The sequence below is a fragment of the Octadecabacter algicola genome, from assembly GCF_021532625.1.
GTDB lineage: Bacteria > Pseudomonadota > Alphaproteobacteria > Rhodobacterales > Rhodobacteraceae > Octadecabacter > Octadecabacter algicola.
The window spans coordinates 86,292-106,297 of sequence record NZ_JAKGAR010000005.1; the positions used below are offsets into that span (position 1 = coordinate 86,292).

The following is a 20,006-nucleotide window of genomic DNA, read 5'->3' on the forward strand; positions in this document are numbered from 1 at the left end:
CTAAATCAGTAGTTGGTGATCGGGGGGATTAAACTCGGCGTTTTGGTTGTTTCGAATATTTTTGTCCAATTTCTTTTGGACGCAAGAATTGAAGACATTTCAAGCGGGTACAATGGTCGTATTTTCGGCCTTTCTGCGATAGCAGATTGTACTCGGACTTGGTTACACCATTCGGATCGGGTTTTCCCAAAATTCATCATTTTTTAGCGGCTCTTTGAGCCGCTTCGATTAGTTTGAAGAACGGGGAATGAGATGACATCGCGATACAAAAAACATGAGTGGACTGCATTCACAGAGGCGGACCTGCTTGGAGCAGGATCCGGTAATGGAAATTCAATTGGCCGCGGTGATTCATTCACGATGCCCGGTGCTGCGACCGTCACGATGTCCACATGGGACAATGACGGAACGTTGAGCGGCGATAGCTGGAACAATGAAAACGCCAACGACTCCTCCGGCCAGATGGCAACCATTGATGGCGCCCGGGTCGGCAGCCAGATGTACGCCGAAAGCTACCATGTCCTGACCGGCTCGGACGGCAAAAAGTATTACCTCATTGAGATCGAGGTCGAAGGATACAACGCACCCGGCACCGGCGATGATTTTTTCACATTCTACGGTGATGTTCCGCCAGCTGGAGTCGAGTTGACCGTTTCGGCCACGTGCAATGTCAAAGGATGCTGGGTCGATTACAGCTGCCTTGGCGCAGGGCCTGACGCACCGGTGAACACGCCGCCAACATTCACTAACCTGCCCGAGAACGGCATCATCTGCGTTGACGAGAATACGACATTCGTGATCGACAGCAATGCAACGGATGCGGACGGCGACACGCTGACTTACGAAATTGTAGGCGGACGCGATGCGGCCTTCTTTGAAATCGACGAAGACACCGGTGAGCTGAAATTCATTGGCGAACCTGATTACGAAAACCCACAATCAGGTGGGAACTCCAATACCTATGATGTCACGATCAAGGTCTCTGACGACAAGGGCGGTTCCGAGACCAAAGCCTTGTGGGTCAAAGTCAAAGACGTGGACGAAACGGATCCGGCCTGCATCGTCATCGAAGCCGAAGACATGCACGAATGGGGTTTCAAAACAGTTTGCGGCAGCCAAGCTTCTGAAAACAAGCTGGTAAAGCTTAACTGCGCAGGTGGCGAAGGCAAACTCTGGACTACGTTCAACGGCATGGAAGGTGAATATGACCTGACCATCCGCGCACAAGACGAAAGCGACGGCCAGTCAACTCTAACCGTAAAGGTAAACGGTGTTGTTGTCGGCGTTATTGAATTGGACCAAGACAACAATGGTGGCGGTTCAGACAACGGCGGTTTCTCCAACTTCACGCTTGATAACGTTCAAATCAATACCGGCGATGTCGTCAGCATTCATGCGGACGGTGATGCAGGTGAATTCGTGCGCATCGACAAAATCGAACTGTGCAAAGATGGCGAAAAATGCCCTGAAGGTTTCCAGCTGGAAGACTTCAGCGGCGAAGCTGCGGGCACCATTGTTGGCACGCAGTTTGACGGCTTTAGTGTTGTGGCACAGCGCGATGGCGACGGTGCAGGCAGTGCAAACGATGCAATGATCTTTGATTCCGCCAATCCGACCGGCGGCGACAACGATCTGGGCTATGCCAACCTCGGCAACATCATCATCATCTCCGAAGACGGTGACAGCTCTGACCCGGATGACAACGCTGGTGGTGGGTCCATCACGTTCGACTTCGACAACCCGTCCGACATTCACGACATCAAATTGCTTGATATCGAAGAAGCTGGCGGTTCCATCGATCTGTTCGACGAGGACGGCAACCTGATCAAATCTGTTGCGATCCCTGCTGCGGGTAACAACTCCATCCAGACGATCAAACTGGACGCGCAAGACGTCGACAGCATGGTCATCAATCTGGTCGGTTCCGGCGCAGTTGACGATCTGTGCTTCATGCCGGGCGAACCCCCTGCCCTCGGCTCGCTTTCGGGTACGTACTTCTTTGACGCTGACCGCGATGGCTTGGACAACGACGGTGCCAATGGCATCTCGGGCATCGCAGTTGAATTGCTAGACGAAAACGGTGACCCAACTGGCGTTACAACAACGACAGACGCGCAAGGCAACTACAGCTTTGGCGACCTCGTAGCCGGCACTTACGGCGTAAAATTCACAGATCCGGACACTGGCCGTGAATTGACAACGCAAAACGTCGACGGCGACGTCAGCGATGACATCGACAGCGATGCGGCTGACATTGGCGGAGGCATGTCCACAATCACCAATATCACAGTGGTGTCAGGCGCAGATACGCCTGACAACGACGCAGGTGTTGTTGAAATCCTCGGGTCACTCTCCGGTCGTTACTTCATCGATGAAAACAACAACGACGTAGACGACGGTGAACCCGGTGTCGCGGGCGTGACTATTGAACTGCTGAACGAAGACGGCACAGGGACAGGGATCACCACGACAACATCTGCCGACGGCAGCTACTCCTTCGGCGATCTTTCCCCCGGCACATACGGCGTCAAGTTCACTGATGACGTATCTGGCCTGACGCTTGTGGATGCAAACGTCGGTGCTGACGACACAATCGACAGTGATGCGACAGACATTGGTGGTGGTATGTCCACGATCGAAGGCATTGTTGTCGCGCCCGGCGCAGACACGCCTGATAACGACGCAGGTGTCGAAGATGCGGGCACTGCATCCCTCGCGGGTCGTGTGTTCATGGACAACAACGACAACTCCGTTGATGACGCGGGCGATATGGGAATTGCAGGTGTCACGGTTACCTTGTCCAACGGCGACACAACAGTCACCGATGCGGATGGCAACTATGAATTCACGGGCCTGAAGGCAGGTGATTACACGGTTACCTTCCCGACAGACGTTGACGGTAAAGTCTTGGTCGACAGCAATGTTGGTGGGGATGACACCATCGACAGCGATGCGGACCAGACAACCGGCTCCACTGGCACAATCACACTTGGCGTCGGTGAGCGGTCCGAAGACAACGACGCAGGCGTCGAAGATCCCGGTACTGCAGCACTTTCTGGTCGCTACTTCTGTGATGAAAACAACAACGATGTCGATGACGGCGAACCTGGCATTGCCGGCGCTTTGGTGACCTTGCTGGATGCAGACGGTAACCCTGCTCAGGACGCTGGTGGCAACGTCATCACCACGACAACTGACAGCACTGGCAACTACGCCTTTACTGGCCTTCTTGCCGGAACCTACGGCGTTATGTTTGCCGCCGAAGCCTCAGGTAAGGAATTCGTCGCGCAAGACGATCCGAACGGCAACGGCGATGACACCAACGACAGCGATGTTGACGACACTGGTGTCATTACCGGCATCACCCTGACGATTGGTGAAACATCCGAAGACAACGATGCAGGCGTCGAAGATCCAGGCACAGCATCCGTTGGTGATTTCGTCTGGTTCGACGAGAACGGCAATGGCGTTCAGGACGGTGGTGAAAACGGCGTAGAAGGCGTGTCCGTCACTCTGACTGGCGCGGGCGCAGACGGCATTTTCGGCACAGGTGATGACACGACAGCCACCACTGAAACACTGGCGGACGGGTCCTACCTGTTCGACGAACTGGATGCAGGCGATTACAAAATCACCTTCGACGCGTCCGCAGCAGGCGGTCTTGTGTTCACATCTAAAGGGCCGGATGCATCGGATGTAAACGGTTCTGACAGCGATGCAGATGAAGTCACTGGTATGACCGATGAGTTCTCCTTGAGCATCGGCGAGGCCGAACGCGATATCGATGCTGGTCTGGTAGATCCAAAGACAGGTCGTCTTGGCGACAAGGTCTTTATTGATGCCAATGGCAATGGCCAACAAGACATCGGCGAAGCTGGTTTGGACGGCGTAGACGTGACTCTGTTTGACGCAGACGGCGTGGCCATCGGCAATACCGTTACCACTGGCGGTGGTATGTATATCTTTGAGGGTCTGGGCGCGGGTGACTATTCCGTCGGCTTTGAAATCGAGGATACATTCGTCTTTACGACAGCGGATCAGGGCGATGATGCCTTTGACAGTGATGCCAATGTTCTTACTGGTGTGACTGGCTCCTACACGTTGGGTATCGGCGAAGAAAACCTCACTGTTGATGCTGGTGTCGTTGCTGCCAATGACAACCCAGAACCGATGGACGACGCAGGTATGATCTGCGCTGATGAGGAACTGACTCTTGACGTTCTGGCCAACGATTCTGATCCGGATGGTGATGCTTTGACGATCACAGCTGTGGACGGCCAAGCCATCGCCGAAGGTGAGTCAATCACCACGGGTGAAGGCACAATCGTCACGCTCTCTGGTGGTCAACTGGTGTTTGATGGAGAGGCTGCTTACGCCGCACTCGACATTGGCCACAGCGCACTGGAAAACATCAGCTATACCGTTGATGACGGTAACGGCGGCACTGGAGATGCAAACGTTGCTGTGACGTTCTGTGGTGATGCGAACAGCGTTGATAGCTTGATTGCAAGCATTCCAGACGGCGACATCACCTATCAGGTGCAGTCTTCCAACATCGTTCTACCTGTTGAAGAATATGCCTTTAACGTTGTTATCAGCGGCACTGGTGACGGTCGCTTTGATGATGTGGTTATCTTCGAAGCCTACTGCTTGGATCGTGGTGACCCAGTTGGTCGCGCCGAGGACTTTGCAGATGCTCCGTTCAATACGGGTACACTCACAGGCGCAAACGAAGCGACTGCGACAGATGCGTTCGATGCAAGCCAAGTTTCGGCCTTCAACGGCTTGTCAGCAGCCGACAACCTCGACCTGATCTCCTACATCCTCAATGAGGACCTCGAGAACAACGGCTTTACAGGTTGGGAAGTTCAGCGCGCGGTTTGGGAACTCACGAACGATGATGACCTTGCCTATCTCGATGGTATTGACGCTGGGTTCGGGTTGAACGCGAATGTTGATCTCATCCTTGCGGATGCCGCCGCCAATGGCGAAGGCTTCGTTGCTGGTGTCGGTGACAAGATCGGGGTCATTATCGATCCCGGCGACAGCGATCCGACCAACACGCAACCCTTCATCATTGCGATTAACTTCGAAGATTACGATTGCATCTGCTAAGCAATCCACAAGATTGCAGGCGCCCGGGGCTCGGGCGTCGGCATAGGCAGAGCCCCTGCCGATCGGGACAAATTTGTGGTCCCGAGTTAACCGTTCATCCAAAGGGGAGAACATTTATGAAGAAGCTTGCTCTTGCGGCTACAGCGCTGATCGCATCCACAACTTCCGCATTTGCGGCATGTGGTGGTATCGGTGAACCAGCATGTACTGCAGTTCCAGAAATCAGCGCCCTACAAGGCACTGCTGCTATCGCAGCGATCGCCGCTGTTGTGTTGCTGGTATGGGAGCGTAGCCGTCGCGCTGCGTAACTAAGCAAACTACAAACTTCAGGTCCGCGCCTTTAGGTGCGGGCCTGTTCTGTTTCCAAAGGGATGCCCCGTCCGATGAGTGCGACAACCACAGAAGACCAACGATCTAACAAGTGGGGCGTCACACTGGCCATCGGATTGCTTCTGATTGAGCTGACAGTGCTTGGAACTGTCTTCAAACATCTCATCGATTTTGACTGTATTGCCAATTGGGGCAGCACTGTTTGCTCCACAGCCAGCCGTGCCCTTGTAGCAACCTATTGTATGATTGGCGCCACGGCGCTCCTCTGGATGCTGCGCCCCGCCCCGCTCAATACCCTTACTCAGGCCGCCGGAGAGAGGCTCTGGCCGCTATTAGTTAACATCTTAGGGGTGGGGGTGGCATTTGTCCCTCTCGGGCTTCTCGGAGGCTCTCAAGGGCCCGTTGCACCAATCATTCTCTGGGCCATCGGTTTAACTCTCATTTTGACTGGTATCGCGCTGTATGTCGCGCCCCTGCCCCGCTGGCGTGCCTTTGTTGCAACCGAATGGTCAACTCTCGTTCCGGCGTTAGGTGTTGCGGCATTAGCGCCCTATCTTTCGGTCTACCTGCAACCAATCTGGTCGATAGATTGGATCGCCGACAAAACATTCGATATCGTCGTCGCCATATTCGCGTTCACCGACTACGACATCATTGCAGAACCCGCCCGAAAGGTTATTGGCGCTGGTGATTTCTTCATCCGGATCGCAAACGTCTGCTCAGGCATCGAAGGCATCGCGCTCGTCACCCTGTTTGTCAGCCTGTACCTGTGGCTGTTCCGCAAAGAACTCCGCTTCCCCCTCGCACTCGTGCTCTACCCAATCGGCATCCTAACGTCCGCATTGTTCAACATCGTCCGGATCAGCGCGCTCTTAGCCATCGGACTGCGAGGTAACCCCGAACTGGCAGTTGGTGGCTTCCACAGCCACGCAGGTTGGATGATGTTTACGCTTGTGGCCCTCGGCATCATTGCCTTGGCACAAACCGTCCCAGCCCTTCGCAAAACGACCGCTGAGGCGCCAACAACGGCCCGCACTCCCCTCCCGTTCCTCAAAGACCCGATGGTCGCGCGTATCTTGCCCTTCATCGTGTTCATGCTCAGTGCGCTCGTCGCCTCAACGCTGAGCCAAACGCCCGCAGCCGTCTACCCGATCCGCGTGGTGTTGATGCTCGCGGTGGTTGGCCTCATGCTGCAGTACTACCTCAGCCTACCATGGCGGCTCGATCCGGTTGCTTTGGGTGTTGGCGCATTTATCGCCGCATATTGGATCCTGATCCCGACAACACCCTCAGATGACGTCGCACCCTACGGAACCCTGACTGGCGTGCTCCTTGTGGCGTGGTTTGTGTTTCGTGGCATCGGAACGATCCTTCTGGTCCCTCTCATCGAAGAGTTGTTCTTTCGGGGCTACCTTGAACAGCGCCTACGCCTTGGCACCAGTACAGCGTGGGTCATCGTAAGCGCGACTGCAACTGCCCTGCTATTTGCGGCCCTACACGGTCGCTGGGCAGAAGCCTTCGTGGCAGGGTTGCTGTTCTCATGGGTTGCAGCGCGACGGAGAAACATCACCGACGCCATCGTAGCGCACGCTGTTGCAAACGCACTTATCTTCGCAGCTGCCGTCGCAACGCAAAACCTTTCAATGATCTGATCAACACCGACACTACTGCACCGGATCGACCCTAAACTCGATAAATTGCGTAGGTTCGTCGGGGTCAGCATTATTGTCCGATACCATCGTCAGACGTGGGCCAATTTCGTCACGCCAAACCGCGATCCCCTCGACGTTAAAGAACTCGCCACGGCCACCAGTCCAAAGAGTTTCTACATCCTCGGGGGTATTCACTTCCAGCCGCCGTACCCTGTTTTGCCACCAAAGACCGATAATCAACTTTCGTTCGAGCAAATACAGCTGGCCTGCCTCATCGAAATCTGCGCCGACGATCGAGAAACCGTCTTGTTCTGCAATATGCCCTTGGATGGACCACTGATCCTCGTCCAAGCGATAGATCGGGAACCCCTGCCCCGCTGGTCGTTCCGGGAACGTGTAAAGCGTGCCGTCGGGATGCACGGCCAAAGCTTCAAGTTGGCGGTTGTTACGGTAATCGTAAAACGTTTCGTGATCCTTGATCCACTGGCCCGCCTCTTCGGGATCGCTATAGCGCGATACATGGGCCCATCGTTCGAACGAAATCCAGAAGGTTCCGTCTGGCGCGATGGCCAATCCTTCGGCATCAGACCAATCACCGATACGGCGCGCCGACACCGGCAAACCGTTATTGCCAAGGATGGGCAACAACTGCGTCACATTCATCCCAACGATCTGCTGTTCCTGACGATCAAAGGTACCGGTAAGATACCAACCCCGATCCCCAACGGCATAAAAGGTATTTCCGTCCTCAGACACCTCCAGCCCAGACAGACCAACCACTGCGTCGCTCTCCCATGTAAACGTCCCGATATGGGCTAAGGTATCTGCCCGCACAGCCGTGGACCCTAGACAGGTCATGACCACCGTCCCCAAAATAGCGCGCGAACACGCCTCACGGATCCAACGAAGACAGTCCCTCGATTGGAGGTGTTTAGACACTAAACCACCTCGAATTTGCCACCGCGCACCAGTTGATCGCGGGCACCGCTCAGATCGGCTCATTGCGCAATTCACCGTCAATCCGGCTTCTCAAGCAAGTAGGAAATACGTTCGATTACACCCTCTAGAATATCCGGCGAAAGCCCATCGCCAGACAAATGGATGGAATAACCCTTTGCGTCAGATCCCTTCTTGATTTTGATGCCACTGGACAACAACAGCGTGTTTCCGTTCCAACCCGGCGCATTCAACTTCTTAGCTTTGGGCCGCCCCCCTCGCGCACTTCGCTCGGACGGTACCTCGAGGGCATCTAACGCATCGCTTAGGGTCGCCCACTCGGCCGCGGCGTCCCTGCCCCGCCCCGTCTCCAATGCTTTGCGCAAGTGCTGCTCTGCACCATCACGCAGCGCGCCAGCAATCCTAAGACCATCCTTCTCCCGCAGGTTCTCTGGAAAATCCAAAATGTCGCCAAGGTCCTCAAAGATCATCGCAAATGATCTAATCTTGGACCGCTTTGCTTTAGACGCCGTTGGGAACATTGCTTGAACGGCAGCTTCGGTATTGGCGAACACACCCTGATCCGCGGCAATCGCAGCGATGCGGCCACGTTCGTAGTGGCTCAACTGTTGGCGGATTTCGTTTTCTTCAACCATCGCGGCAAAACGATCTGCATCCGCGGCAGGGGTGCGGACAATCGCGCGTGCGGTCTCGAAATGGCCCTCCCCCATTTTGGCGTGCAAATCGCGCAAGACGCTCAGCCGCCGATACCCCGACAACAGGCCATAACGTGCGCCCTGCCCTGCCCGGCTAGAGCTTTCAGGAAGCTCATAAACCTCAATAGGCAAACGCATTCCATTCTTGAGAATAGAATCGTGCAGCTCCTGAAGCGCAACTGAATCCATCACAGATCGATCACGAACCATGCTATCTTTATCAATCTCATTGATAGGAATATCGTGTAAAATCAGCTCTTTATCGGCGATTTCTCGATATTTTACAGCATCCGCCTCATCACGCGCCCTTTCAGCGCGCTCTTTTGGGTCCGCAACTTCAATCGCCTGCGCCGTCTCGCGGGCAACCTGTGCGATCGGTGCGGCCCGAAGGGGATCAGAGATGGGGGTTTCGCGGCGAAACTCCTCCTCTAACTTATCAAGATCAGCGGAACTCGGCGCCTCCAGTCTACGTCGTTTAGCCATTCTTAATCCTCCTTCTCTATGTTCATATCGCGCCACCAACTACCTAAGATCAACATCTTCACTTCAGACCAAGTTTGGTCGAACGCCTCTCGACCACGCACATAAGTATCACGATTGAATTGCCGGTGGTCTGCTTCGTAAATGCCATTCACCTGCTCTGCAGCCTGCCCGACCATTACGGTCGTCTCTTGTCGGTAGGTCGCCATGAAGTCTCCGAAATAAGCCTGAATGACATTGGCCAAGTCTGTCTGCTGAGAAGCATCAAACCGCGTAATCAGCGTTTGAACCGCATCCCATTCAAATTTAATCTCCGGCAACCCGTCACGCCGCCGCACACGGTTCTCGCCCTCCTCAATCGATGCAAAGGTCGAATATAGCATATCAAAGAAGCGTCCCGTTGAATCGAATTCCAGAAACGAAGCACCCATCGGAACGATCAGAATATCCGCCGCGGCAAGCGCGTTAATTGTAAGATAGCCGAGAGCGGGCGGCGTATCGAGGAAGACAAGATCGTAGTCATCCAAGATACCTTCACCATCCAATGCGTTGGTCAGGGCATCCCACAACGGCCAAGTCTTGCTCTGCATCCGCCAAACGGGAACCTGGAACTCGGACCAGTACAAGTTCAGCTGGGCGCCAATCAGATCGATATTGGGCCAATGGGTTTTTTGGATGAGGTTTCGCGACGAAACCGTCAAAGCTTCCTTAATGGTTTCATCGAATGAAATCGGTGCGTAGCCTTGAGCGGCCCGGACGAGGTTTTCTGACTCCAGATGCCGGCCGAAATCCTTAGCTAAAAGAGGGAAGGCGGTCTTCCATTCATCTTCCACTTCACCGCCCATGATCGAAGTCATAGAGCCTTGGCTGTCGAGATCGATGACAAGTACACGGTAGCCATCCAAAGCGGCACTCATCGCGAGGTGCGCACACGTGGACGTTTTACCAACGCCGCCTTTGAAGTTCGCTACACCAATCACTTTTGCGGGCAGACCTTCAGGGCGCCAGCTCTTGTATTCCTTTGAGGATGAGCCTTCTGCTTGAAAGTGCTCCCTCAGCTTCATGATATCCTCGAGGGAGAACCACTTTGTACCGCCTTCGCCGTCTCCCTGTGGGAGGTCGGGATTGGCTTTTAGGACGCGCCGAAAATGGGCCGGGGCGAGCGGGATGAGATACTTGCAAACTTCCCACGTCGAGAACTTACGCAGTCGTTTCCGCCCGTCAGGAGCATAGCCGCGTTTCGCTAGATCCTCTCGTCCCTTAGCACCAAAAGCAGCGGCTTTCGCGAATCGAGTCGTGTCGATAGGGTCAGAGAGATGGGAAGCCGCTTCTTCCGGATCAATGCCGAAGTATGGCGGTAGATTAGATTTGCTCGATGATGTCATGTAACCTCTGGGATGTACTGCTATCTTTGTGATTATTTCGAAACAATGGCACATGACCGGTGAGATTGGAATAATACTGTCTCTATTCTTAGTAGAAAAAGAGAAAGGCACACTAAAAGACTGTAGAGTCTTTAGTTATCTTTATAGACTTTGCGAAGAAAAAATTATTTTTTATCAGGTACTTATTGGCATATTGGTATCCGCATACGGGACGAAAGGGGCCTGTTTGCGGGATGAAAGGCACCCTGATTCGGGATGAAGGGCGCCGATTCGCGGGAAGTGAAGGACCAATCTGCGGTTTCCGCCTAATTAGACACTTATCTAAGCATTCTCGGGCCAGTTCAGGACTCTGGCAGTGTTGGTCGATCCCGTAGATGGGTCCCTTAAGAACGGCGCCATGCCCAAAGGTATCCGAATACGGGCTCACTTTTCACGGCCGTTCAGGAACCCAAGGAGGTCTTGATTTTGGGTTCCTTTTGGGTAACATTATCCCCAAGCCAAAAATGGCACGAGAAATGGGCAGATTCTATGATGGACGATATCGACCGTAGCGCGTTGACAGGTGCGCTTCGTCGCAGCGCGGTCAAAAAGCATGTTGCGGCGATCCACGTTTCCGGAAAACTGACTCTACTCCAGCGGAAATTGTCCAATGTGCTGCTGTTGAATGCCTACGACACGCTCACCCTGCAGGCGACCCATGCGATGGACGCGCGAACGTTGTGCACAATGATCGGCTATAACTCCAACGATATGGATACCCTAAAGGCGTCCTTACGGGGGCTGGCCGAGACGGTGGCTGAGTGGGACATGCTGGATGCCGACGGTCAGCAGGAATGGGGAGTGTCCAGTCTGCTGAGCTACGCCAAGCTAAAGGGTGGGGTGTGCGAGTATGCCTATTCGCCAGCATTAGCGGAGAAAATGAACGATCCAAAAGTGTTCGCGCTGATCAATCTGAATATCCAGCGCCGCTTTACCAGTGGGCATGCCTTGGCTCTCTATGAGAATTGTTACCGGTTCGTGCGGACTGGCAGTACCGGATGGTGGAGCCTTGATCTGTTTCGCAGGCTGATGGGTGTTGGTGATAGTGCCTACTATGAAACCTATAAACATCTGAACGCTAAGATCATCAAACCGGCCATCGCTGAGGTAAACAAAACCTCAAATATCGTCGTCAGCGCCGAAATCAAAAAGCGGGGCAGGGCGGTCAGCGATATTCGTTTCTTGATTAAAGAGAACCCGCAACTTGCCATTCTTGATCTTGATGACGGTGAAGGCACACGCAATGCACCTGTCTATAATCGTCTGCGCGGTCTAGGGGTGAGCGACCGTTTGGCGCGTCAATGGATACGTGAGCATGGTGAGGAATACGTTGTCGCCAAATTGGGGTACGTCGAGAAACAGGACGGCGTACGCAACCCGGTTGGGTATTTGACCGCGGCAATGAAGGCCGATTTCACTGAAATAGGGTCGAATTCTGGCCCGCTGAGCGCGGGGGCTGCACGGCTCAAGATCGTACAGGATTTGGTCAGTGCGCGCACAGCGAGGCAGCGAGATGCCGACAAGCGATTGTTCCTAAATAGTCTGAGCGATTCAGCTGACCGTGCCGATTTTGAACGGCATGGATGGATGTCAGCCCTCAACGCTGATGCGATCCGCGCGTTTTGGGCAGAGCTTTCACCAGAAGCGTTTGAAGCCTCCGAAATGTGATGAAGAAGTCGCATTTAGGCGGCTTATAGCTCGCGCGCGCTCGCTGGGCTGGTCTGGTCGGGAAGCGCTCGATATCCTTGCCGTAATAATGCACCGAATAATCGGTCGCGAGCAGGCAGGACAAATCAATGATGAACGAGGACGCGATCTTCGAGGATATTTGCGCGTTAAGCGACGAAGCAGACGCAGCTGGGCTGGCGGATGTCGCGCTTGTGCTGGAATTTGCATTGGACGTTTTTCTTAAGGAAACGGGACGGGACGCCCCTGAGACGTCTGCCGGTGCGATGAGAAATCTTGAGCGATCATCGCGGCAAATGCAGGTACGCCAAGATGCGGCACCCCACATTGTGCCGCGCTTGGGTTGGACAATGTCAACGTTCCCGCTGGCGAGCCTCATGGGCAAGGCGTCATAAAGGCCGCTATTGCGCCTTTGGGCTACCATGATATTCCTCTGTCATTGGATTTAAACAGGTTAAGCGCTATGAAAATTGAAGAAACTCCTATTGAGGGGTTGGTTGTTATAACTCCTGTTCGCCATGGTGACGCGCGCGGCTTTTTCAGTGAGAGTTGGAACCGCGATCGGATGTTAGCACACGGCATTGATGTGGAGTTCGTACAGGACAATCATTCAGTGTCTGCGCAGGCTGGGACATTGCGCGGGATGCATTTTCAAGCGCCGCCACATGGACAGGCCAAATTGGTGCGCTGCGGTCGGGGTGCGCTATATGATGTTGCGGTCGACGTACGTGTGGGATCGCCATCTTATGGGGCTTGGTTCGGCATTGAGCTGAGCGCTGAGAATGGCAAACAGCTGTTGGTGCCCGAAGGGTTTTTGCACGGATTTATGACGCTGACCGATGACACCGAAATCGTTTATAAGTGTTCGGATTTTTATTCTGCGGACGCGGACGGCAGTGTGTTGTGGTCCAGTTGCGGGATCGAATGGCCCATGTCTGTGGACCCCGTCTTGAGTGCAAAAGATGAGCAGGCCATTGCGATGAAAGACTTTGTTAGCCCGTTTGGAAAATCAGCATGAAAATTTTGGTGACAGGCGGGGCAGGGTTCATTGGATCTGCGGTTGTTCGCCAAGCGATTGCGGATGGGCACAGTGTGGTGAACGTTGATGCGCTGACCTATGCGGCGTGTCTCGAAAATGTGGCAAGCGTTGCCCAGTCCAAGGGTTATGCGTTTGAAAATGTGGACATCCGGGACCGGCAAGCTCTTGATCGAGTGTTTGAGGAGCATCAGCCGGACAAGGTAATGCATCTTGCGGCGGAATCCCATGTGGATCGTTCTATTGACGGACCGGGTGCATTTATCGAAACGAACGTGATGGGCACGTATCACATGCTTGAGGCTGCGCGTGCGTATTGGGTGGAAAAAGGTCGGCCTGAGGCATTCCGGTTCCATCATATTTCCACGGATGAAGTTTTTGGTTCTTTAGGGGCAGAGGGGCAGTTTAACGAAGACACCCCCTATGATCCGCGGTCACCTTATTCGGCGTCCAAAGCGTCGAGCGATCATTTGGTGCGGGCATGGGCTGAGACATATGGGCTGCCTGTCGTTCTCACAAATTGTTCGAACAATTATGGACCGTATCACTTCCCGGAGAAATTGATCCCGGTTGTGATTTTGAACGCGCTGCATGGGAAGGCCATTCCGGTTTACGGGCAGGGGGTTAATGTGCGCGACTGGCTGCATGTGGAAGACCATGCCACGGCATTGTTGAAAGTGCTGGACGAGGGGCAGACCGGACGGTCCTACAACATTGGTGGTGAAAACGAGGCTCGGAATATCGATATCGTAACTCAGATCTGTGACCTAATGGACGAGATGCACGAACAAGGCGCCCCCCATGCGGATCTGATCACCTACGTAGATGATCGTCCCGGTCATGATCTGCGCTACGCGATTGATCCTCAGCGCATGCAGAACGAGCTCAACTGGAGCCCGTCCAGAACGCTAGAGCAGGGTCTGCGGGAAACGGTTCGCTGGTATCTGGATAATGAGGCGTGGTGGCGCCCCCTTCTTGAGCGTCAAGGCGTTGGCGCGCGTTTGGGGACCAAAGGATGAGCGTGCTGGTTTTTGGCAAAACGGGTCAAGTGGCGAGCGAATTAGCAGCCCTGGCGCCCAATGCGCAATTCTTGTCACGCGCTGAGGCTGATTTGGCTGATCCACAGGCCTGTGCCGACATCATTGCTAAACTGCGGCCGACAGCGGTTATTAATGCGGCCGCTTATACGGCTGTTGATCGCGCCGAGGAAAACGAAGACGAGGCGCGTGTCATCAATGGGGATAGCCCCGCAGCAATGGCGGTTGCTTGCAAAGCTCTTGATGTGCCCTTTGTCCACATTTCTACGGACTACGTTTTTGACGGTGAAGGGCAGGGGGCATTTCGTCCTGTAGACCCTACTGGCCCTGCGAGTGCCTATGGGCGCACTAAACTCGTCGGAGAAGATGCGCTGCGTGACATTGGTGGACGTTATGCCATTCTGCGCACGTCTTGGGTCTTTTCGGCCCACGGAAACAACTTTCTTAAGACCATGCTACGGCTTGGCGCTGAACGCGACAGCCTGACGATTGTCGCCGATCAGATTGGCGGCCCGACGCCTGCGGCATCCATCGCTCAGACCTGTCTAACAATGGCAGAAGCTCTTGCAGTTGATCCATCAAGAGCGGGCACTTATCACCTGTCTGGCGCACCGGATGCAAGCTGGGCGGATTTCGCGCGTGAGATTTTCACGTGCGCTGGATTATCCACCGTAGTCGAGGATATCCCAACAAGCGCCTATCCGACCCCTGCGGTACGACCTTTGAATTCGCGGCTGGATAACGCCTCATTGTTGGCGCAGTTTGGCGTTAGCCGCCCAGATTGGAAGGCTGCAACTGCGGCTATCGTTAAGGAGCTAAAATCATGAGCGACCGGAAGGGTATCATACTGGCTGGCGGCAGTGGCACGCGACTTTACCCAATCACAATGGGTGTCTCAAAGCAGCTCTTGCCGGTCTATGACAAGCCGATGATTTACTATCCGCTGTCCGTGCTAATGTTGGCGGGAATTCGCGAGATCGCGATCATTACGACGCCAGAGGACCAAGCACAGTTCCAGCGCCTTTTGGGTGACGGCAGTGGCTGGGGTCTTTCGTTTGAGTGGATCATTCAGCCAAGCCCGGATGGGTTGGCACAAGCATATCTATTGGCTGAAGATTTCCTTGATGGCGCACCGTCGGCCTTGGTTTTGGGCGATAACATCTTTTTTGGACACGGATTGCCCGAGATTTTCCAGCGCGCAAATGCGCAAGACACCGGCGGCACCGTGTTTGGTTACCAAGTCACAGACCCAGAACGGTATGGTGTGGTGACGTTTGATGACACCGGCAAGAAGGCCGTTGAGATTGTCGAAAAGCCGGAGGTGCCCGCGTCTGACTATGCGGTAACGGGGCTTTATTTCCTTGATGGCAGCGCGCCCGAACGGGCCAAGACTTTGGCGCCATCTGAACGTGGGGAGCTTGAGATTACATCCCTTCTTGAAACTTATCTGAACGATGGAGTTTTGACTGTCGAGAAGATGGGGCGCGGTTTCGCGTGGCTTGATACAGGGACCCATGGGTCATTGTTGGATGCTGGGAATTTCGTGCGCACTTTGCAAGACCGCCAAGGTTTGCAGATTTCATCACCCGAAGAAATTGCTTACCGCATGGGTTGGATATCACGCGATACCTTGTTGGGGCACGCTGAGGCCTTTGGGAAAAACAACTACGGCAGGTTCTTGAAAAAGTTAGTGGACTAATCAGAGCGAGACCACTGCAGATCTCTTAGTCGGAATTGGCGTCTTTATTGGCTCTTCTGGTTTTGCTGCCTATCGTACATGGGGTTGCGGAGTAGTCACGTTAGCCTACCCATGGTTGATTGCGACGCTGTTTGGCCGAAGCTATCGCTGACAAAGATTGCAAATAACTACCGAATAATGTGACCCGCAGGGAAGGCAGCAATACAAACAAGGCCCGCCAATTCCGTGTTTTCTCAGGGTGTTGTGTTAATCAAGGTTAACGAGGGCCTCACTTATGCCTCTTTTTTCAGCGATTTGGGGGGGAATTTCCTTTGTCGAACCGCCTTGAAACACTTTCATTTGAAAGGAATAAAAGGCATCAATGACCTAACAAGATCACTAACGCGGGCGTACAAGTACATGAAGACCTTTCTTCGCATAGCTGCAACCCTAACACTTAGTTTGTTTTCCGCTGCGGTGTTCGCAACCACCTATACCGAAAATGTACCTGCGCCGACGTCTCTTCCGTTGCCGCCTGAGTATCCTGCCGCGGGTGGCGTGGTCATTGTTCTGACTGGTGCTAACGGGAACATTTATTATCAGTTCAGCGATCCTGATGGCGCATTCCGCGGATTCAACAATAATGGCGACCCCGCAGCGTTCCGCGGCAACCCGTTTACGGTGAACGATCCTATCTCGTTGGATTGTGGGTTTTCTTCTTGTGCTGACTATTTCGGTGGGTCCATTGCGCGGATGGACGTCCGGTTTTCTGCGTATGACGGTGATACCCAGCCTGGCGGCTTTGATGAAAATGACATCAACCTGTTTATCAACGGCTACGATATTGGGTCATGGTCCGGCATCACATCCGAGATTACCAGCACTGACGGTAACACCAGCTTTGGTACGGCAACGGGTTTTGGCAACAACACTTTTAACACCGCTTGGTTTGCGTCCACCAACGCAGCGCTTCTCAACAATATCCTGTCCACCGGACAAACTGTGTCGCAGGTGTATGATGACGACCCGAACGACAACTATTGGGATTTCCGTCGCGGTGATAACCTTGCCAATGGTCTGATCGAAACGATCGCGCCTGGTTATGAGCTTGAGAAAACTGTCGATGGCGGCGCGACAACCTTTACTCAAGTTGGTGAAGTCATCACCTATAACTACGTTGTGACGAACATCGGCTCGGTGAACATCGACAACATTTCGGTAATTGATGACAAGATCGGGGCAGTGACTTGTACTCCGACCTTGTTGGAGAGCGTCGAAGCGGGCGCACCAGCCCCCAACTTTGCGACCTGTTCCGGGGACTACACCGTCACGCAAGAAGACGTCGACGCGCAGACCCTGACCAATATCGCCCAAGCGACGGGTGATCCGGAATACGGCACACTTGGTGCGCTGGAGGATACGGTTACTTTGACGGGTCCGGCCTTTAACTCGGTCATGACTGTTGAGAAGGTCGCGACGCCGTCCACATTCAGCACTGAGGGTGAGGTCATTACATATGACTTTACGATCACCAACGAAGGCAACACGACGCTTACCGATGTTGAATTGACCGACCCTCTTATTCCGGGGCTTTCATGTAGTGTCGCCACATTGCTGCCACCGGTCCCGCCTGCTGCACCCGGCGCGGCGAACCAGCTGACTTGTTCAGGCACCTATACGGTTACGCAAGATGACATCGATGATTTCATCAATAGCGGCCAGACGCTGGACAATACCGCGACTGCCACTGCGACCGACCCAGACAACACCGCGCTAAGCGAGTCCGATACTGAATCTTTGGATGGCCCTGCCGCGACGCCAACAATGGATGTCACCAAGACAGCCACGCCGACAACTTATGCGGCAGAAGGCGACGTCATCGCTTATGACATCGAAATCACAAACACCGGTAATGTCACTTGGCCAAGCCCACCGACTATCGTGGACGCACTGACAAGTGATGAAGCCTGTCCCGCCGGCGCGATTGCACCTGACGATTCCGTTACGTGTACGGCCACCTACACTATTACTCTTGATGACATGGACACCGGTACGGTGCCCAACACCGTCGACGCCGAGATTACTATTGGCGGCGTAACTGAGGACGGCACAGCCGATGCCGAAGTCACGGCTGTTATTGAAACAGAGCTGAACATTGTCAAAACGCTCGCCAGTGGTGCCAACCCGATTACGGCGGACACGGACGAACTTGTTTACGAATACGAACTGACCAACGACGGCAACACACGCATCAGCACCTTTGCGGTGAGCGATGACAAAGTTGACGTTGTCTGTCCGGCTGTCACGCTCAATCCCGGTGACAGTGTGACCTGTACATCCGTCGCCGATCCTTATGACGTATTGCAAAGCGATATCGACGCCGGTGGCGTGACAAACACCGCAACTGCCACAGCCGTCGCGGCCAATGGTGACACGGTAACATCGCCCGAAGTGTCATTGACGGTTCCTGCAACGCAAACGTCCGAGCTGAGCTTGGTTAAAGCGTCGGACCCTGATCCCGTCCTTGCCGCTGACTTCTTTGATGGTGCGACGGTCGACTATGTATATACTGTGACCAACGACGGTAACGTGACAGTCACCGATGCTGTAACGATTACGGATGATAAGTTCGGGTCGCCGATCACCTGTCCTGCCGGTGACATCGCGCCCGGAGATTCAATTGAATGCCGCGCGACCTATACGATCACAGGCGCGGATGTTGCGGCGGGTACGGTTGTAAACGTTGCCTCTGCTAGCGATGGCACAACCACGTCAAACACCGACAGTGTTGCGATCCCGCAGGCGGGTGCGCCGGGCATCACATTGGACAAGGTTGCGGACACCGCGAGCTATGATGACCTGAGTGATACGCTGACCTACACCTTTACGGTGACCAACTCGGGCGAAACTCCAATCGCCAGCAGCCAGCCGATTACTATTGATGACCCGCTGATCGGTGCGCCGTTTACCTGTACTGAACAACCGTTGAACTTGTTCCCGGTCTCTAGCGGGTCAACGCCGAGCAGCTTTAGCTGTACGCGAACCTATGGTCCCGTCAGTCAGGCTGACATTGATGCGGGGCAGGTGAACAACACCGCTTCGGCGTCTTTTGAAGTTGGAGGGCTGACGGTAACGTCGCCAAGCAGCTCGGCTACGGTCCCAGCGAATATTGTGCCAGAACTGACATTGGTAAAGACAGCTCTCGCGGGGGATGGTGGCACACAGTTTGATACGTTGAACGAAGAGATCATCTATACCTTTGCTGTAACCAACGATGGTACTCAGACGTTGACCTCTGTTGACGTGACCGATCCGCTGATCCCCGGTTTCTCTTGTACGATTACAGGTCTCGCACCCGGGGTGACGGATAACACCACCTGTACTGCCAGCTACTTTGTCACGCAGGATGATCTGGACAACGGGCAAATCGACAACACTGCCAGCGCCCTTGCCACGAGCCCAACTGGATTGACCGAAACCGCGACAGACAGCGCAACGATCACCATTGATCCGCTTGCCGAGACCAGCCTTTTGTCTCTGAGCAAAACCGCCGACCTGAGCGACTTTGCAGCCGTTGGTGATGTAATTTCATACACAATCGAAGTCGGGAATATCGGGAACCTAACGTTAGACGACATCGTCGTCACGGATGCCACTTTGGGGCTGACTTGTAACATCGGCACGTTGGCGCCATTGGCGACAGACAACAGCTGTACTGGTTCTCATATCGTTACCCAAGACGACATCGATGCGGGTGAATATGTGAACGAGGCATCCGCTTCGGCTACTGGTGCGGCCACCGTTACGTCTGAAGTAACTGTTGATGGCCCGGTCCGTGCGCCGTCTTTCACGGTTGAGAAGACGGCGAGTTCGGACACGGAAGTAGTTGTTGGTACGGTTATTACGTACAGCCATT

Annotated in this window: 13 protein-coding genes; 10 read left to right on the forward strand and 3 right to left on the reverse strand. The window is 54.2% G+C overall.

Annotated elements, in window-relative coordinates:
- The first annotated feature begins 252 nt into the window (after window positions 1-252).
- The 3 genes from L0666_RS17320 (at window position 253) to xrtE (ending at window position 7,097) form a co-directional block, all read left to right on the forward strand.
- Window positions 253-5,115 carry an SdrD B-like domain-containing protein gene (locus tag L0666_RS17320; RefSeq protein ID WP_272492198.1) on the forward strand — a complete coding sequence of 1,621 codons (4,863 nt, stop codon included), beginning with the start codon at window positions 253-255 and terminating at the stop codon, window positions 5,113-5,115.
- Window positions 5,116-5,231: 116 nt separating this feature from the next.
- Window positions 5,232-5,423 (forward strand): hypothetical protein, encoded by a 192-nt coding sequence (locus L0666_RS17050; protein ID WP_235262604.1) that lies wholly within the window; start codon window positions 5,232-5,234, stop codon window positions 5,421-5,423.
- Window positions 5,424-5,498: 75 nt separating this feature from the next.
- Window positions 5,499-7,097: an exosortase E/protease, VPEID-CTERM system gene (gene xrtE, locus L0666_RS17055; RefSeq protein ID WP_235262605.1), complete on the forward strand. Its 1,599-nt coding sequence runs from the start codon at window positions 5,499-5,501 to the stop codon at window positions 7,095-7,097.
- Window positions 7,098-7,109: 12 nt separating this feature from the next.
- Here the strand turns inward: xrtE and L0666_RS17060 are convergent, their stop codons facing one another.
- From L0666_RS17060 to L0666_RS17070, 3 genes are all read right to left on the reverse strand, one after another.
- Complete coding sequence (locus L0666_RS17060) at window positions 7,110-7,955, reverse strand: esterase-like activity of phytase family protein (protein ID WP_235262606.1); 846 nt, start codon at window positions 7,953-7,955, stop codon at window positions 7,110-7,112.
- Window positions 7,956-8,113: 158 nt separating this feature from the next.
- The gene (locus tag L0666_RS17065; RefSeq protein WP_235262607.1) at window positions 8,114-9,232 is read right to left on the reverse strand and encodes a ParB/RepB/Spo0J family partition protein; all 1,119 of its coding nucleotides are present in this window, start codon (window positions 9,230-9,232) and stop codon (window positions 8,114-8,116) included.
- A 2-nt stretch (window positions 9,233-9,234) separates the two neighbouring features.
- Entirely contained in the window at window positions 9,235-10,614 is a 1,380-nt protein-coding gene (locus tag L0666_RS17070; RefSeq protein WP_235262614.1) for an AAA family ATPase, read from the reverse strand.
- Between the two features lie 531 nt (window positions 10,615-11,145).
- Between L0666_RS17070 and L0666_RS17075 the strand changes: the two genes are divergently transcribed.
- The 7 genes from L0666_RS17075 to L0666_RS17105 all read left to right on the forward strand — a co-directional run.
- The gene (locus L0666_RS17075; RefSeq protein WP_235262615.1) at window positions 11,146-12,321 is read left to right on the forward strand and encodes a replication initiation protein; all 1,176 of its coding nucleotides are present in this window, start codon (window positions 11,146-11,148) and stop codon (window positions 12,319-12,321) included.
- 128 nt (window positions 12,322-12,449) lie between these two features.
- Entirely contained in the window at window positions 12,450-12,734 is a 285-nt protein-coding gene (locus tag L0666_RS17080; RefSeq protein ID WP_235262608.1) for a hypothetical protein, read from the forward strand.
- Window positions 12,735-12,802: 68 nt separating this feature from the next.
- Window positions 12,803-13,357: a dTDP-4-dehydrorhamnose 3,5-epimerase gene (rfbC, locus tag L0666_RS17085; RefSeq protein WP_235262609.1), complete on the forward strand. Its 555-nt coding sequence runs from the start codon at window positions 12,803-12,805 to the stop codon at window positions 13,355-13,357.
- Window positions 13,354-14,394, forward strand: coding sequence for a dTDP-glucose 4,6-dehydratase (gene rfbB, locus L0666_RS17090; protein ID WP_235262610.1), 1,041 nt, complete (start codon window positions 13,354-13,356; stop codon window positions 14,392-14,394). Before rfbC ends, rfbB begins: the two co-directional genes overlap by 4 nt.
- On the forward strand, window positions 14,391-15,239 hold the full coding sequence (gene rfbD / locus L0666_RS17095) for a dTDP-4-dehydrorhamnose reductase (RefSeq protein ID WP_235262611.1): 849 nt from the start codon (window positions 14,391-14,393) through the stop codon (window positions 15,237-15,239). Before rfbB ends, rfbD begins: the two co-directional genes overlap by 4 nt.
- Window positions 15,236-16,111, forward strand: coding sequence for a glucose-1-phosphate thymidylyltransferase RfbA (rfbA, locus tag L0666_RS17100; protein WP_235262612.1), 876 nt, complete (start codon window positions 15,236-15,238; stop codon window positions 16,109-16,111). Before rfbD ends, rfbA begins: the two co-directional genes overlap by 4 nt.
- A gap of 399 nt (window positions 16,112-16,510) precedes the next feature.
- On the forward strand, window positions 16,511-20,006 hold a 3,496-nt coding region (locus L0666_RS17105; RefSeq protein WP_418888002.1), incomplete at its 3' end, for a DUF7507 domain-containing protein.

Bases quoted from the DNA above. Each gene is read 5' to 3' on its own strand.
- L0666_RS17320 (WP_272492198.1), top strand. From the start codon at position 253: ATGACATCGCGATACAAAAAACATGAGTGGACTGCATTCACAGAGGCG.
- L0666_RS17050 (WP_235262604.1), top strand. From the start codon at position 5,232: ATGAAGAAGCTTGCTCTTGCGGCTACAGCGCTGATCGCATCCACAACT.
- xrtE (WP_235262605.1), top strand. From the start codon at position 5,499: ATGAGTGCGACAACCACAGAAGACCAACGATCTAACAAGTGGGGCGTC.
- L0666_RS17060 (WP_235262606.1), bottom strand. From the start codon at position 7,955: ATGACCTGTCTAGGGTCCACGGCTGTGCGGGCAGATACCTTAGCCCAT.
- L0666_RS17065 (WP_235262607.1), bottom strand. From the start codon at position 9,232: ATGGCTAAACGACGTAGACTGGAGGCGCCGAGTTCCGCTGATCTTGAT.
- L0666_RS17070 (WP_235262614.1), bottom strand. From the start codon at position 10,614: ATGACATCATCGAGCAAATCTAATCTACCGCCATACTTCGGCATTGAT.
- L0666_RS17075 (WP_235262615.1), top strand. From the start codon at position 11,146: ATGGACGATATCGACCGTAGCGCGTTGACAGGTGCGCTTCGTCGCAGC.
- L0666_RS17080 (WP_235262608.1), top strand. From the start codon at position 12,450: ATGATGAACGAGGACGCGATCTTCGAGGATATTTGCGCGTTAAGCGAC.
- rfbC (WP_235262609.1), top strand. From the start codon at position 12,803: ATGAAAATTGAAGAAACTCCTATTGAGGGGTTGGTTGTTATAACTCCT.
- rfbB (WP_235262610.1), top strand. From the start codon at position 13,354: ATGAAAATTTTGGTGACAGGCGGGGCAGGGTTCATTGGATCTGCGGTT.
- rfbD (WP_235262611.1), top strand. From the start codon at position 14,391: ATGAGCGTGCTGGTTTTTGGCAAAACGGGTCAAGTGGCGAGCGAATTA.
- rfbA (WP_235262612.1), top strand. From the start codon at position 15,236: ATGAGCGACCGGAAGGGTATCATACTGGCTGGCGGCAGTGGCACGCGA.